Raw genomic sequence first — 15,397 nt, 5'->3', positions numbered from 1 at the left:
TCTCGTCTCCGCCCACCTAGGCCAACGAACCGGGTTGAAGCGGGAACGCTGTTCTGGGGTGTTGATCATGGAGCAGAACGGCCAGACGGCGCCGGACGTCAGGATCATTTGATGCAGCTTCGAAGATCTGTTCCTGAGCATCCCGAGTAAGTTCAGGCCAGAGCTGCAAAACCGCACGACCAAGCAATTGTTCGAACTCGTTCATTCATATCGCCCTCGGGCCGTGGATGAGATGGACGGTCATAGAAGCTGCAGGGGCCTAACTCCTCCGATCAATGTGTTTTTCTAAAAACCGGCGGCATAGTAGTCGTCGACCGCCTTGGTTCGCGCCGGCTCTGACCAATTCCAGTTGCTCTCGACCCGATATTTCGGAGCACTTTGCAGTTGATCGATGGTCACGCCGGTCCGATAGCCGCCGAGTAGAATGTCATATTTCAGGGTATGCCAAGGCAAAGGATAATGGTCGTCGCCGATTCCCAGGAATCCGCCAAAACTCAAGACGGCATACGAAACACGGCCGCTTGTCTTTTCGATCATAACCCGCTCGATCGAACCGATCTTTTCGTTGTCGGGACCAAAGACGGCCGTCCCTTCGACTTTGTCGCTGCCGATCAAGTTGCTGGTTTCGTTTTCTTCCAAGGTCATGGGATCCTCCCAGGATAGAAAACAGAAGCGTCGAACGCACCAAAAGTTCCCGAGCGGCGTGTTCCGGAAGGACTAAACAAAACCGGTTAGCTCGACGGAGAGCTGCTTTCGACAGGGACCAAAGGCATTTGAGGAGTCTCCGCCCTGCGGGCCACAGCGTTTTCAAGTGAAGCGGATGCCGTTCGCGGGAGCAGGACCCGGCGACCATTCCATCGATTCTGTCGTCATCGGTTGCGCGAGCGTCTGACCGAACTGCCTGATCGGCCATGCGCCATCGTGATCAGGCGATGAGCGTGACCCTTGATTGGGCCTTTTCGGAAAATCGATAGACGCGAAGCTTGCCGCGAGTTACTATGTCAATTAGTTGACATAACGACGCCAAGAGTCCCCATTTGGTGTCGCCCGGTAAGTTGGCGTCGCGCCGGCGATACAGAAGTTATGATGAGGAGCGACCGTGGAAAATACAAATGTCGGGGCTAACCAGGCGGCAGAGCCGTCAGGTAACCCAAGGGTGTTGTGGATATCGACCGCGGCATTCTCCCTCGGTTTTGCAATTTGGGGAATGTTTTCCGCGCTCGCGCCATTTTTGATCGAGTGGTATCATTTTACAAGCACCCAGGTACTGATCCTCGCTGCGATGGAGCCGCTTTTTGCGGCCGCTATCAGCATTCCGCTCGGCATATGGGCTGACAAATACGGCGGCCGGACGGTTTTCACGCTTTTGCTTGTGGCTCTCTCTGTGGTCCTGATTTTGGGGACCCTCGCCGAGAGCTATTACGGCTTCCTGTTTTTGGGAACGATGCTCGGACTTGGCGGCGCGAGTTTCGTGGTCGGCAATGCCCATGTGTCGTCCTGGTACCCTAAATCGAAACAGGGAACCGCCCTTGGCCTTTTTGCTATGGGCAATGTCGGGATTACGGTCGGCATGATGGCCGTCACGTTCCTGATTACGAACGTTTTTGACAAAAATGATCCGGACGGATGGCGGATGATATTCCCGATATTCGCCATTCCCACGTTGTTCATGGCGGCGGTCTACATGTTCTTTACGTCTGATCCGCCGAACCGGGTGCTCAAGAATACGTCGATGAGCGAGATCTTCGCCGTCTACCGCTCGGGCATCGTCGTATGGCTCGTTCCCGGTCTTTATTGGGTTGCGTTTGGCACGTTGGTTTTCTTCGCGTCAACGATGCCGACTTATCTGGTTGACCATTGGCGCGTGGATGCGACGACCGCGGTCGCGGTCTATACGCCGATTCTGGTGGTCTGCGTTGCCATTACTCGACCATTGGGGGGGTGGCTCGCCGACCGTTACGATGTTCTCAGCATCTTAAGCATAATGTTTGGATTGATGTCGGCGCTGGCGGTGCTCCTGGCCTTGCAGATATCGCTGACCATCGAGCTGTTCGCTATTTACGGGCTTGCGCTACTGTCTGGTGCAGCCGCGGCGGCAGTCATCAAACTGATCCCGATGTACTTCGTGCACGTCGGTGCGGTTAGCGGACTGGCCAAGGCTGCCGGCGCAGCATGCGGTTTCACCATGACCGCGATCCTCGCCGGCAGCAAATTTCTCATGGGCGGTTACACTTTGGGTTTCTTCATCTGGGCGCTCATGAATATCGCCGCGTTCTATGTCTCCTTCTCGCGCGTGGGTTTCAAGAACGTCAAACCTATTCACGCGATTGCGGAGTCCGCGCCCGCCCACTGAGGTGAGGTTCGGAAAGGATGACACGTGATGAGGCCCGGTTCTGTCCTTTTGGACACGCCGGGCCTTCAACTTGAATACGGACAGAATCGTTTGACGTAGGAGAGGAAGCGCTCCGCCATCGTTGACTTGCGATCGCTTCCCAACCTGGACCCGCGATCGTTGCGTTGTGCGTCGGCTATCGGTATCTCCAGATGCGAGATGAATGGCATAGAACGCTAAGGCAGAGCGTCTGTTCCTAAGGTTTTGGCACATCCGCTGCTCCGCATGCCGACCGGTCAGGTATTCGGTATGCGATCGGTATGAAAGTCCTCACTCGCTCTGGAAAATCCGCGGGCGCCTTTTAAGGTTCGGCTCTCCGGCCACACGGCCACTTTCGATACAGGCTATTCAGCAGCGAACAGATTGCGCGCGCTTCGCCTCAGAGGAATTCCGCCGCTGATTATGTGCTTCAGCGACATCATTCGTACAAATCCCAAATGATCCAGTTGTTTAAGGTTGCGGTGCTTTGCAGATCACACGGATACCTTGAAACGACCTAGCTTGCATAAGGCAACCATCTCGATCATATTTCGGCGTGATTTTTTGCCCACGCACGCTCCACGCTGAACCCGCTCTATGTCTCTGTCGTACTGTGTCTCTGTCGTGCGCTCACGCCACCGAGATAAGTTAAAGCCGTTCAGCTCATTTCGAATTATCCTTTAGCAGGGGGCCAGATCATGGACATCAAGCGTAGAGATTTTGTCAAAGGGTGCGCAACTGTCTCTGTCCTGTTGCTGCCGGGGATCGTCAGCGCTGCGAGCGGGGAAAACACGAATCGCGCGCCGGCTTTGGCATCCCGCTCGCAGGTCGAAAAATCGATCAAGGCCAACTTCGGCGGTGGTTTCTCTGTACGGGATTACTCGCAATCAAACGGACGAACTTACGCCAACATCGAACATTTCGGTAACCGGTATGCAGTCGCCTCCGCAGACCTGCTGGATTGGAAAATCGTTAAGGTATCGCTCTAAGCAACCCGAATTTCTTCCGTCAAAAGTATTATTTGATCCTCCTTTAGGTGAGGATGCGTGGATATTGATGTTTCCGGTGCTCTTTCCGACAATAGGGATTTCCGGAGACAATGAGCTGTGGCCGAGAAGATCAAGAGCATTCGCATTCATCCCGGTATCGGCATCGCTCGTCTGGGCACCAGTGACGAGTTTTACATCGGGCCAGAAACGCCGGGCGTTGTCGTCGATCCGGGCGGCAGCAATGGCCCCGGACCAAACGGTGGAACCTACCGCGATAGTAGCGCGCGACTGAAACGCCAAGCGCAGCGATATCGAATCTATGCTTACGACGCCAACGAGAAGGTCGTCGCAGAACTGACGTCCCATTCCGACGTCGTACAATCTGTTCGCTGGCGGGTTCATGTCAGAAACATGAAAGCGGCGAATTATGCATTTCAGGGCGCATATCTGTTCGATCCGGACAAGTTGCGAAACCCTTCCATCCAGCCCGGTATGAAGCCGATCGAACGCGACAAGCTGATCATCGATCCGGGGGTGCATACGATCGCCTCGGGGCAGACCGAACCAGTGATCATGAAAGGTGATGTTTTCAGGGACATCGAGAAGGGGACGTTGCCGGGCGAATTGCGGTTTGAGGGTTTCACCCCAAAGGATCCTTCGAAAGAAATTGATGTCACTTACAGGGCCGCCAGGGATATCGAACTCGGGCAGCTTCGTTTGGATTCGAAGGATCGGCTGCTGTTCGTTCCCGCGCCCGGAAAGGGCGAATGTGTCACCACGCCCAAGGTCGTGTTGTCGAACCCAAGCGAAACAATGAGCCCTCCGAACGGTCCGGAGGACGGTAAGAATCCGCTGACGAACCAGTTCGCCTACTTCAACATTCCGGGTTGGTGGGACGACACGTGCTGTGGTGAAATCGACGTCACCGTCATGCTGAAGGACGGAACTGTACTGAGTACGCGCGACAACGTGAAATCAGCGACGGACGAAGGAACGCGGAATCCGCGTGCAGGAGCCTGGATCGTTACCGCGCCACCGAAGTTTGCACCTCACATGTATCATGTGGTCTCTATTCTGGATCGCGTTTACGAGGCTTTTCCTGAGTCTTACCCCCACGTATGGAAGAAGACGAACTTCTACCGAGATGTCTTCCCGATCTTCGCCAAGGCAGTTAGCTACAGCTGGGTGAACGCGGCGGCAGGGGGCGTTTCACCTGACACCAAGGACGCTGCTCACGGTCCGGGGCAGCCGGGCAACCTGCTCAGTGCCGAGTACATGACCGCTTTCACGGATCCGAGCGAGGACAGCAAGCCGACGCGGCAGATGATCTATGCATTGATGCGGCATGCGCCCGGCAAGCGCGGGCGGCTGGTTGATTCCCTGATGCCGCCGCCGCCAGCGCGTCCAACCAGCTGGCAGAACGACGAATTCAAGGGCGACGCAGGACCTTTAAAGATGCCCAGGCTGTGGGGCACAGGAGGCAAGCCGTTACAGAATGAGCAATTGGGACTCAGCTTGCCCGATCAGTTTCTCAGCCTGACCGATCGGCAACTCTATCACCTGAAAGAATGGGCCGAAGGAGACTTCGAGGTTGGCACTCCACCAAAACCCGTTGCGCTTGAGACCTTGCCGCTGGCCGAGCAGCCGCATGCACTTGACAGCTCGGCGCTCGAACCCACGATCGGCGGCGGTTTCCACCCGGGGATCGAATTCCCGTATCTGATTCTCTATCGGGAAAATTTTGCTGAGGCGTTCCGCGTCGACAAGGGTATCGAGCCTGGATCGCTCTCCGCCTACATGTCGAGCCCCTGGCAAGGCGACTTCTGGTCGTGCAACGTGGCGTGGTGGCCGACGCAGCGGCCGGATATCGTTTTCGAATACGACAGGAAGAGCCAGACCCGAACCTACAAGGAATGGTTCCGCGGGTACGATGAACACGGTGAACCGCTCTCGTCTGCCGATGGTTACCATCAGATGGCTTATGCCTGGTCAAGATTGGGGATGGTGCTGCCTGTCAAGAATGAGGATGGCAGCTTCCTGAGAGCCAACGGTCAGATCGTGTTCGCCGAACAAGAGCGTGATCCGGCCCTGAATCGGCCGCCCGCCAAGAGCAAATGATCAGTGGCGTCGGCGCCGTTGCTCGACCCGACCGGGACAACATGGGATGTCGTCATTGTTGGTTCCGGACCCGCGGGGGCTGCAACCGCCATCACGCTGGCGAAGTACGGGCAGCGCGTCCTGTTGGTGGAGAAGCGCGCGTCGCCCAGCTTCAAGCTTGGCGAGTCCCTGCCGCCCACGTCGATGGGGCTGGTCAGGCACTTTCTGGGAGATCCTGAAAGTCCCGAGCAGCAACTTCCTGGTCTTTTCAGAACTGCCGGCAACATCTCGCTATGGGGAACCGAACAGGCCGAGATCGCGGACTTTTTCTTCGCGTCGGCCGGCCATGGCCTCTGCGTCGACCGGCTAGCGTTCGATGAGGCGCTGCGTACGAAAGCGGTCGCGGCTGGTGCAACCTTGCTCAAGGATGTCTGTTTCCAGTCCTGCACGCGGATTGAAGGCGGCAATTTCAATTGGCAACTGGCGCTCACCTCGCGCAACGGCATTCGGCACGATCGCGCCCGTTATCTCGTCGACTGTTCGGGTCGCCAAGCGGTCGTGGCCCGCATACTTGGTGTCCCGACACGGAGTCATGGCGATCGGCTGTTCGCCTATGCGCAATGGTTTTCCTGCTCGGGCGGTGATGATGACCGTTATACCCGCATTGAGGCCGCGCCATACGGCTGGTGGTACAGCAATCGCTTGCCCGGCTTCGAAGACAATGAAACCTGGCGGCTGGTGGTTTTGCACACCGATAAGGATTTGCCGGCGGCGAGGCTGGCGTCGTCGCGGCAAGGCTTCGATCAACTGCTGGACGGTTCGACGCATATTGCGCCTTTGCTCAAAGCCGGAGGGTATCACCCTTGCGGGATCATCCGGGGAGCGCCGGCCAACAGCCAGCGACTACGAAACTTTTGCGGCGACGCCTGGATGGCGGTAGGTGATGCGGCGCAGGCCTATGATCCGCTGTCGTCGCAAGGCATCGACAAGGCGCTCAGGACGGCGAGTCATGCCGGGCATATGATTCACTACGCGTTGACGGACGCTCCGCAGGGTGCTGCGGGATTGGACGGCCGCAATAGCTACATCCATCGATACGATCAACAGCAGCGCCAACTCTGGCTGACGTACGTGTCGCAACGAGATTTCTACTATGGCATCCAGTTCCGCTGGTTCGATCAGCTGTTCTGGCAACGTCGGCGATAGCTGGCGAATGAAGCCGGTCGCTAGATCTCGTGCCCAGGCGACTTTTTTCTTTTGGAACCGACCTTAAAATCTTGCAACGGCGGCGCACATCAGAAGGAGCAATGCGCAGTGGCCGCATCTGGGTCAAAAGGTTGAGTGGTATGAAAAGCGAGATGAAGATTGAGGTGCTATTGGCCGCAATTCTAGTCGCTGCAGCTTTGGTTAGCGTCAACGCGCTGGTTTCAGCGGTTCAGAAGGCGGAGCGCGGGGCGGTTGATCCGGCGGCGATAGATAGCACCAGCAACAGAAATTGACGTCGCTGTAGATCTGCCGTCTTTACTGTAGGTCATGCTCGTTGGCGCAAGTCAGGACGCGTTTGATCAGTCCGATGTGCTGGCGTCCCTCTTGCCTTTCCGGAACGGAGCGCTAGTGGCGGCGTTGATGTTTCGCAGCTTCTCAATTCAGAGGTCACGATGGCAGATTGAAAAACTCTTATCGGCAGCGACAAGGTGGAAGGCACCGCCGTCTACGGCCGTGACGGGCAAAATCGGCAGCGTCGAGCGCGTGAGGGCTTGTAGCTATAAGAGGTGTCTCCATGAGCAGGAAAAACGACATCGAACGGATCTGGGACATCATTGAAAAAGTTGGCGTTTGCATGCTGACGACGCAGTTTGCTGATGGATTGCGCGCGCGACCGCTCGAAGCAAGGTCTGACCGCGACGCTGGCCTGATTTTCTTCGTAACCGATATTCACAGCCCGAAGGAAGAAGAGATTGAGGCACGGCCCGACGTTGGCCTCGTGTTTATCGACTCGGGTGATAAAGCCTACCTGTCAATCACCGGGCGCGCCTGCATCATCCACGATGCCGACCTGACGAAGGCGGCATGGCGAAAGACAGATGAATTATGGTGGCCGGGAGGACCGAGCGATCCCAACGTATGCCTGTTGCAGATTGAACCTTCTAATGCGGAATTATGGGACGGGCCGGCAAGCAGCGTCGCGACTGTATTCGAGTTCGCCAAGGCGAGGTTGACCGGCAAGAAGCCGAACCTGGGCGAGAACCGGAAGGTGACGGTCAAGATGTAGGTTGATATGCAAACGCATGGACCGTTTGAAGCCGGTCGCCGAAGGGGGGCGGCGGATACAACTAGGTTGGAACGAAGCGGCAGCGTCAAGACCTATGTGACCAGAAAAGGGATGGCGTTCACGATGGTCGACCTTTTCGTCCATGACGGACGACACGGCGATGACATTCCAAGAGCTCCGATGCTGGATATCCAGAACCTGACCAAAACCTATCGTTCGGCGCAGGAACAGATCGCCGTTCTTCGCGGGGTCTGCGTGCACGTTAGCGCCGGTGAAAGCGTTGCGCTGACCGGGGAATCGGGAAGCGGCAAGAGTACCTTGCTGCACCTGATTGCGGGTCTCGATGAGGCGGACGGTGGCTCAATCCGGCTTGATGCCACCGAGGTGACTGCACTGGCGGACGGGGGCCGTGCGGCGATCCGCCGGGACCGGCTCGGATTGATTTTTCAGCAGTTCAACCTGATCCCTTCTCTAACCGTCGCCGATAACCTAGCTTTTCAGTCGCGTCTCGCCGGTCGCCATGACAGCCAATGGCAAAACGAACTTGTCGATCGGTTGGGCCTTGGCAATCTGCTGAAACGATATCCTGAACAACTCTCAGGCGGCCAACAACAGCGGGTTGCAATCGGGCGCGCGCTTGCGGTCAGGCCGCCTCTGCTTCTTGCTGACGAACCGACCGGAAACCTCGATGAGACGACGGCCGACGACGTCACGGATATCGCGCTTGATCTCGTCAAACGGACCGGATGCGCTTTTCTCATGGCGACGCACAGCACACGGCTTGCCGCGAAGCTGGACCGGACAGTTCGACTGAGCGCTGGACTGATTTCGTGAAGCAAGGGTATTGGATCCTTGCGGTTCTGTTCAGCCATTGGTGCCGGCATCCGCTGCAACTGACGACACTCATGGTAGGCCTGATCTCCGCGACGGCACTGTGGAGCGGCGTGGAGGCATTGAACCAGCAGGCTCGTACCAGCTACGATCGGGCCGCGGCGGTCTTTGGCGGCTCTCGACCTGCGATGCTGGTCGGACAGCGTGACTCCACATTTTCTCAGCAGCTTTTCGTCGATCTCCGGCGGGCGGGATGGCAAGTCTCACCTGTCATCGAAGGACGAATTCGCATTCAGGGAAGGTCATTGCGTCTGCTGGGAATCGAGCCAGTAACGTTTCCAACGCAAGCAGGGTCGATCCCGGCGATCGGCGCGGCGGATCTGAAATCGTTCATCGGGCCTCCTGGTGAGACTTTGGTCGCGCCGGAGACATTGATCGCGCTGACCGGGACGGAAGGTGCGGTCTTGCTCACAGATGATGGCGCACTATTGCCGCCGCTCAAGATTCACGCCCAGCTCGCACCGGGTGTCGTGATCGTCGATATCGGATTGGCCCAAAGCATTCTTCACCTGCAAGGCCGGCTCTCGCGTCTGTTGATTGGCAACACGCGCAGCCAGCCGCCGCCGCTTGAGGCGGTCACTGGCGACATGCTCAGGTATGTCGCGGCGGACGCCGAAACCGATCTTGAACGTCTGACCGATAGCTTTCATCTCAATCTGTCGGCCTTCGGGCTGCTATCGTTTCTTGTTGGGCTCTTTATCGTCTATTCGGCGGTCGGCTTGGCTTTCGAGCAGCGCATGCCGATGCTGCGGACCCTGCGCGCTTGCGGCGTATCGTCCCGGAAGTTGAACGGTGTGGTGCTCATCGAGCTGCTGGTCCTGGCCAGCGCCGGCGGCCTGGTCGGATTGGTCTGCGGATATCTGATCGCCGCGGCGTTACTGCCCAATGTCGCCGCGAGCCTGCACGGGCTGTATGGCGCGCGGGTCTCCGGGGCGCTGGCTCTCAGACCCGAATGGTGGATCGCAGGCCTGGCAATGAGCGCCGCCGGTACATTGGCTGCGTCGGCGACAAGCCTCCTGAAAGTCATCCGTCTTTCGGTTCTTGCGATGGCGCAACCGTATGCATGGCAGCAATCACAGCGGCGATGGCTGGGCTATCAAGGCGTCATGGCCGTCGCGATGCTTGTCGCGGCAATCACCGTTCTGTTAGTCGGCGGCTCGCTGATCTCGGGATTCGCGGTGCTTGCGGCGCTGCTGCTAGGCGCCGCGCTTGCGCTCCCTGTGCTGCTCGAAGTCGTCCTGCGTATCGGCGAGCGAAGCTCACGGCAGCCGCTTGTGATGTGGTTCTGGGCGGACAGCCGCCAACAATTGCCCGGACTGTCGCTGGCACTGATGGCCTTGTTGCTCGCGCTCGCGGTTAACGTCGGCGTCGGAACCATGGTGGAGAGTTTCAGTAAGACCTTCGCCGCATGGCTGGACGGCCGGCTCGCCGCGGACGTCTATGTGAACGCCTTCAATGATGCCCAGGCTCGCGATATTGAAGCAAGGCTGCGCTCGCGGCCGGAGGTCACTGCCATCCTGCCGAGCGGCCGCGCGGAGATCGAGATCGGGGGCTGGCCGGTGGAGGTTCTTGGCCTCGCCGATCACGCCACCTATCGCGACCGTTGGCCATTGTTGGAGTCGCGGTCGAATGCGTGGGATGACGTCAAGTCAGGCGAGGGTGCCCTCGTGAGTGAGCAGTTGGCACGGAGACTGAAACTACGGCTTGGTGGCCGACTCGACCTCAGTACTCCCAGTGGCATCTGGTCCCTGCGTATCGCAGCCATCTACGCCGATTACGGTAATGCTAAAGGGCAGATCGCCGTCAATATCGACGCCTTCACAGACCGATTTCCAGATCTGCCGCGGACTCGGTTCGGCTTGCGCGTGACCCCCGGCAAGATCGGGCCGTTGATCGATGACATGCGCAAGGCATTTCATCTCGACGAAAGCCGCCTCTCCGATCAATCGACGCTGAAGATGGAATCGACAGGGATTTTCAACCGCACCTTCGCGGTGACCGCCGCACTGAACACGTTTACGCTTGGTGTCGCCGGAGTTGCGTTGCTTACTAGCCTGCTGACCCTCAGCAGTTCCCGTCTTCCGCAACTGGCGCCGTTGTGGGCGCTTGGAGTGACAAGGCGGCAGCTGGCCGGCATTGAGCTTCTCAAGACGATGTCCATTGCGTTTATCACCGCGATGCTGGCGCTGCCGCTCGGCTTGCTAGTGGCGTGGTGCCTGATTGCGGTGGTCAACGTCAGAGCATTTGGCTGGCGTCTTCCGTTCCATGTCTTTCCGCTGCATCTCGCCGAACTTCTCGGCGTGGCGATGCTTGCGTCGCTGCTGGCGACGCTGATTCCGATCGTCCGGCTGATGCGCATACCACCAGCGGTGCTGATCAGGATCTTTGCCAATGAGCGCTAGTGCAAAAATCTCACGCCGCGCGTTTGCGACGGGGCTTGCCGTTCTCGGTTTCGGGCGAAGAACCTCGCTGGCTCAGAACTTCGCTGGACTTGGTGGTGATGCTTCCGGATTTGCTTCGGTGGTAACCGGCAAGAGTTTCGAATTTCCACACGATCACGGTCCGCATCCGGATTACCGCATCGAATGGTGGTATCTCACCGCCAATCTCAAAGACAGCGCCGGCCATGCACTCGGCGTGCAGTGGACGTTGTTTCGCCAGGCGATTCAGCCAGGACCGCAACGCGAAGGTTGGGCGAACCAGCAAGTCTGGATGGGTCATGCCGCCGTAACCCGCGCCGATACGCATCGCTATAGCGAAGCGTTTGCACGCGGCGGCGTAGGCCAGGCCGGCGTAGAAGCGGACCCCTTTCACGGCTGGATCGATTCATGGCAAATGCGCGGGGTCGATCGTATGTCGGCGATGAACGTCGCGCCGCTTGAGGTCAAGGCATCGAGTGCAGAGTTCAGTTATGCGCTGAGGCTTGAGGCAGACAGAGCTCTCGTGCTCCAGGGCGAGGCCGGCTACAGCGTGAAATCCGAACGCGGGCAGGCGTCCTACTATTACAGTCAGCCGCATTTCACGGCGGCGGGGACCGTCACGATCGACGGCAAGCCCGTCAATGTTACCGGACAGGCCTGGATGGACCGCGAATGGAGCAGCCAGCCGCTGGCCTCCGATCAGACAGGATGGGACTGGTTCTCGCTGCACCTTGAGACCGGCGAAAAGCTGATGCTGTATCGCCTACGGCAAGCCCAAGGTCCGCCATACCTTACGGGTAACTGGATCGGATTGGATGGGCGGTCGGTTGCGCTCGCTTCCAGGTCCATTGATATGATTCCGACAGTCACAACCGAAGTCGCGGATCGCATGCTGCCGACAAGCTGGCGTATCGTCGTTCGCGATCGGGCACTGACGATCGAAACGGTCCCGCTGAATCCAAAGAGCTGGATGGGGACGCGTTTTTCCTATTGGGAAGGCCCGGTGAGCTTCACCGGCACCCACCATGGTGTCGGGTATCTCGAAATGACAGGTTATTGATCGAAAATGCCCCCTTGATTCCCTTGACCATGCCGGAGGAGGTCGTGACCGACTTTGGCAAGCAGGTTCCGATGAAGCGCTCCGGGTAGCCCGCCAAACTGGCAACGCCTATGTCATGCTGGCTGATCCGCCCTCGAGCTATACGTCCGGCACCACCGTGGCGGTGACCGGGGGTAGACCTTTCATCTGAAAGTGAATGAGGCGACGGCGGTGCGAGGAGACGATTTTCCTTCCTGAGCGTTGTTAGTTCGCAGGAGAGAGGGAAAGAACAATGGTATACGCTTTATTCTATCAGGATCAACGCATCGGTGCAGCCGCGCCCACCGAGCTTGAGGCATGGAGGCGAGCGCTGCACTCAGGTCTGATTACGAATATCCCCGTCTCGGATCACCGGAAAGTTCAGGTGTTGCAGCGTGGTCTTTACGTCAAGCAGGTGAACGAAGACCTTGAGCACCGGTCCGACCGGGAACTTTCGACCGAAATCTCCTAGGCTGCCGACGCGGGATGCCCTGCATCTTTTATATGCTCACTCCGCGCGGGGCTCTTGCGGCGCTCCCTTGTCCAACAACGGACCAGCGATGCCGTCTTTTGCATTTCGCTGAAGCGCTCCGTCGTTTTCGGATTTATCCCGAAAAAGTGCAGCATTGACCAGAATCATCAGGCCGATCGGGGTCGTTGTGAGGATGAGGACAATGATAAGCAGTTCATGCAGGACCGGACGCGTTCCTAGCGCGGAGAAGTAGATCATCGACGCGATGGCGATGAAGGCTGTTCCCAAAGTGGTCCCCAGGGTGGGCGCGTGGACCCGTTCGTAAAAGGTCCGGAGGCGTAGCAGGCCGAGCGAGCCAACCAACGTGACCGCAGCTCCGCTGACCAGGAAAACCGACGTCAGGACGGCTGGCAGCGCAGAAAGTTCGCCTGCTGCACTCACTCGATAACCTCCCCGCGAAGCAGGAATTTGGCAAGGGCCACAGTGCTTACGAATCCAAGCAGCGCGATGATCAGGGCTGCTTCGAAGTATAGCGTACTGCCTGTTCTTATGCCGAAGGTGAGAAGCAGCAGCATCGCATTTACATACAGGCTATCGAAGCCGATGACGCGATCCTGCGCCCTTGGCCCTCGGAGGATGCGGAAGGCGGCGCATGCCATCGCGCAGCCCAGCAGGATCTGTGCCGTGGTGACCGACCAGGCGAGCGTCATGCTCATGTGAAGATCTCCATCAGCCGCCGTTCGTAACGCTCCTTGATAAGGCCGATCCATTCGGATTCATTGACCAGGTCAAGGACATGGATGGTCAAGATGCCGCTTGCTTCGTTGAAGTCCACCCATAGCGTCCCCGGCGTCGATGTGATGATGCAAGCGAGCGCCGCCAGCCCATAAGGGTCGCGAAGTTCAAGCGGGATTTCCACAAAGCCCGCAGTCCTTTCTTTTCGTTTCGTCCCGAGGATGATGCGGGCGACGGCGATATTGGACTTCACGACATCGACGAAGACGAGAGCGGCGAGAAGGAGGATCCGATCCGGCCGCCGCGGATGCGTTTTCGGCGGCTGCAATGCTGCGAGCCCCCATCCACCGATAATGGCCACGGCGCTGCCTAAAAGAATGTGCCCCGGCGAAAGCGTCTGATTGAGCAGTAGCCAGAAAGCAAGAAGACTGGCGCTAACTATGGGGAACGGCAGCAGGCGGGTCATGTCGGCCCTCTTGAGTCGTCGGGCTTGATCGGAGAATCCAGAACTCCCCGGACATAGTGGTGAGGAGCATGCAGCGATTGCGCCGTCGCCTGCATGAATCGCATAACCGGACCCGCCTTAACCGTTTGAATTGCGCAAAGCAGCAAGAGGGTCGCAACAGGCACCATTTCGATAAGGCGGACGCGCGGTATGGTGCGGTCCGGCGAAGCCCAGAACGAACGGATGCCGGCGCGCGTCATGGCGATCAGCGCCGCAAGTCCTGAAACGATCAACAGCAAAAGGAAAATCCATGTGGCAGGGGAGAGGGCGCCGATCGGAGAGTGGAAGGCGGCCGTCAGGATCGCGAATTTAGCGACGAAGCCGGAGAGGGGCGGCAAGCCCGAAATGACGACGGCGCAGCCGATGAAAGCCACACCAAGGATGCCCATCGTCGCCGGGATCGCAATTCCGGTTTCCGGCAAAATCTCGGAATCATCCTCATCGCCATAGAGTTCCCGGGTTACCGCAAGCACGTCAGCACCCGGTTCGCGGCCACGCTCGACCAGTTCGATCAGGAGAAAAAAAGCACCCAGGCCGAGTGTCGAGCTGATGAGGTAGAAGAGGGCGGCGCCAGTCACGCTCACTTGTCCCAAACCGATGGCGGCCAGTATTGTGCCCGACGATACCAGCACCGAAAAGGCGGCGAGTCGCGCCATGTCCTGCGACGCGAGGCTCCCGATCGCACCGAACGCCAGGGTCGCCATGCCTCCCAGCAGCAGCAAATGATCGCCAAATTGCGCCGACGCTTCCGAATCATCACCGAACAACAGCAGCGATAGCCGCAGCACGAGGTAGGCGCCGACCTTCGTCAGGACGGCGAAAATCGCCGCTACAGGCGGCGGCGCGGCCGCATAGGTGCTTGGGAGCCAAAAGCACAGCGGCCACATTCCGGCCTTGACGAGAAACGCAATGCCAAGGATGCCCGCTCCTGCCTCCAGCAGTCCGCGGTCCGCCGCGCTGACCGCCGGAATGCGTGTGGCCAGATCCGCCATGTTGAGCGTGCCGGTCACGCCGTAGATCAGGCTGACGCCGATCAGAAACAGCAGCGACGCCGCGAGGTTGACAACGATATAATGTAACCCGGCCTTGACCCTGGCCGTTCCCGAGCCGTGCAGCGCCAAACCGTAGGAAGCCGCAAGCAGAACCTCGACGAAAACAAACAGGTTGAAGAGATCGCCAGTGAGGAAAGCACCGTTGATTCCCATCAGCAGGAGCTGAAACAAGGGATGGAACAGCACCCCCGCGCGATGCCAGCGCGCCAGAGAGAATACAGCCGCCGCCGCTGCGAGGAGACTGGTTAGCAGCAGCATGAGCGTGGCCAGCCGATCCACAACGAGTACGATGGCGAAGGGAGCGGGCCAGTCGCCCAGGCGATAGACGCCCGCGACGCCCGTCGGAGCAACATCGGCGGCGCGCAGGAGTATGATGGAAATCGCCACCAGCCCGAACGTCGTCACGATATTAAGTGCGGCGCCGACGTTGCGGCGCTGCTCTCCTCCAAGAGCCAACATGATCGCGGCGGTGAACAACGGCAGCACGATCGGCGCGATCATCAGATGGTTCACGA

Annotated in this window: 16 protein-coding genes and 2 pseudogenes; 12 read left to right on the top strand and 6 right to left on the bottom strand. The window is 58.6% G+C overall.

Features of this window, described 5'->3' with window-relative positions; translation table 11 throughout:
* Positions 1-16: 16 nt before the first annotated feature.
* Together ACM561_RS15725 and ACM561_RS15720 are read right to left on the bottom strand one after the other, a co-directional pair.
* Positions 17-205, bottom strand: a complete 189-nt coding sequence (locus ACM561_RS15725) for a hypothetical protein (RefSeq protein ID WP_425906238.1) — start codon at positions 203-205, stop codon at positions 17-19.
* An 80-nt stretch (positions 206-285) separates the two neighbouring features.
* Positions 286-645, bottom strand: a complete 360-nt coding sequence (locus ACM561_RS15720; RefSeq protein ID WP_425906237.1) for a PRC-barrel domain-containing protein — start codon at positions 643-645, stop codon at positions 286-288.
* Positions 646-1,099: 454 nt separating this feature from the next.
* On the opposite strand from ACM561_RS15720, the gene ACM561_RS15715 reads away from it, so the two are divergent.
* From ACM561_RS15715 to ACM561_RS15660, 12 genes and pseudogenes are all read left to right on the top strand, one after another.
* Positions 1,100-2,353, top strand: a complete 1,254-nt coding sequence (locus tag ACM561_RS15715; protein ID WP_425906235.1) for an MFS transporter — start codon at positions 1,100-1,102, stop codon at positions 2,351-2,353.
* Positions 2,354-3,069: 716 nt separating this feature from the next.
* A complete protein-coding gene (locus tag ACM561_RS15710) occupies positions 3,070-3,360 on the top strand; it encodes a twin-arginine translocation signal domain-containing protein (protein ID WP_425906233.1) in 291 nt (96 codons plus the stop codon).
* 117 nt (positions 3,361-3,477) lie between these two features.
* The gene (locus ACM561_RS15705; protein WP_425906231.1) at positions 3,478-5,478 is read left to right on the top strand and encodes a LodA/GoxA family CTQ-dependent oxidase; all 2,001 of its coding nucleotides are present in this window, start codon (positions 3,478-3,480) and stop codon (positions 5,476-5,478) included.
* 3 nt (positions 5,479-5,481) lie between these two features.
* Positions 5,482-6,663, top strand: a complete 1,182-nt coding sequence (locus ACM561_RS15700; RefSeq protein WP_425906230.1) for an NAD(P)/FAD-dependent oxidoreductase — start codon at positions 5,482-5,484, stop codon at positions 6,661-6,663.
* A 140-nt stretch (positions 6,664-6,803) separates the two neighbouring features.
* Entirely contained in the window at positions 6,804-6,956 is a 153-nt protein-coding gene (locus ACM561_RS15695) for a hypothetical protein (RefSeq protein WP_425906228.1), read from the top strand.
* Between the two features lie 180 nt (positions 6,957-7,136).
* Positions 7,137-7,209, top strand: a pseudogene (locus tag ACM561_RS15690) (PRC-barrel domain-containing protein); the annotation flags it as partial.
* Between the two features lie 28 nt (positions 7,210-7,237).
* Positions 7,238-7,729 carry a pyridoxamine 5'-phosphate oxidase family protein gene (locus tag ACM561_RS15685; protein ID WP_425906226.1) on the top strand — a complete coding sequence of 164 codons (492 nt, stop codon included), beginning with the start codon at positions 7,238-7,240 and terminating at the stop codon, positions 7,727-7,729.
* Positions 7,730-7,909: 180 nt separating this feature from the next.
* Positions 7,910-8,563: an ABC transporter ATP-binding protein gene (locus ACM561_RS15680; protein ID WP_425909783.1), complete on the top strand. Its 654-nt coding sequence runs from the start codon at positions 7,910-7,912 to the stop codon at positions 8,561-8,563.
* Positions 8,560-11,022 (top strand): FtsX-like permease family protein, encoded by a 2,463-nt coding sequence (locus ACM561_RS15675; RefSeq protein ID WP_425906224.1) that lies wholly within the window; start codon positions 8,560-8,562, stop codon positions 11,020-11,022. The genes ACM561_RS15680 and ACM561_RS15675 overlap by 4 nt, the downstream gene beginning before the upstream one ends.
* On the top strand, positions 11,012-12,100 hold the full coding sequence (locus tag ACM561_RS15670; RefSeq protein ID WP_425906222.1) for a lipocalin-like domain-containing protein: 1,089 nt from the start codon (positions 11,012-11,014) through the stop codon (positions 12,098-12,100). Before ACM561_RS15675 ends, ACM561_RS15670 begins: the two co-directional genes overlap by 11 nt.
* Positions 12,101-12,111: 11 nt before the next feature.
* Positions 12,112-12,290: pseudogene (locus ACM561_RS15665) on the top strand (SDR family oxidoreductase); the annotation flags it as partial.
* A gap of 81 nt (positions 12,291-12,371) precedes the next feature.
* Positions 12,372-12,590 carry a hypothetical protein gene (locus tag ACM561_RS15660; RefSeq protein WP_425906220.1) on the top strand — a complete coding sequence of 73 codons (219 nt, stop codon included), beginning with the start codon at positions 12,372-12,374 and terminating at the stop codon, positions 12,588-12,590.
* Positions 12,591-12,626: 36 nt separating this feature from the next.
* Here ACM561_RS15660 and mnhG read toward each other — a convergent pair whose 3' ends face one another.
* The 4 genes from mnhG to ACM561_RS15640 are packed head-to-tail and all read right to left on the bottom strand — an operon-like array spanning position 12,627 to position 15,395.
* Complete coding sequence (gene mnhG, locus ACM561_RS15655; RefSeq protein WP_425906218.1) at positions 12,627-13,031, bottom strand: monovalent cation/H(+) antiporter subunit G; 405 nt, start codon at positions 13,029-13,031, stop codon at positions 12,627-12,629.
* On the bottom strand, positions 13,028-13,306 hold the full coding sequence (locus ACM561_RS15650) for a K+/H+ antiporter subunit F (RefSeq protein WP_425906217.1): 279 nt from the start codon (positions 13,304-13,306) through the stop codon (positions 13,028-13,030). Before ACM561_RS15650 ends, mnhG begins: the two co-directional genes overlap by 4 nt.
* The gene (locus ACM561_RS15645; protein WP_425906216.1) at positions 13,303-13,791 is read right to left on the bottom strand and encodes a Na+/H+ antiporter subunit E; all 489 of its coding nucleotides are present in this window, start codon (positions 13,789-13,791) and stop codon (positions 13,303-13,305) included. The genes ACM561_RS15650 and ACM561_RS15645 overlap by 4 nt, the downstream gene beginning before the upstream one ends.
* On the bottom strand, positions 13,788-15,395 hold the full coding sequence (locus tag ACM561_RS15640; protein ID WP_425906214.1) for a monovalent cation/H+ antiporter subunit D: 1,608 nt from the start codon (positions 15,393-15,395) through the stop codon (positions 13,788-13,790). Before ACM561_RS15640 ends, ACM561_RS15645 begins: the two co-directional genes overlap by 4 nt.
* Positions 15,396-15,397: the final 2 nt, after the last annotated feature.

The organism is Nitrobacter sp. TKz-YC02, assembly GCF_049852135.1.
In the GTDB taxonomy this organism is placed as follows: domain Bacteria; phylum Pseudomonadota; class Alphaproteobacteria; order Rhizobiales; family Xanthobacteraceae; genus Nitrobacter; species Nitrobacter vulgaris.
Note: the sequence above shows the minus strand (reverse complement) of the source record. Positions and strands in the feature narration are given on the sequence as shown.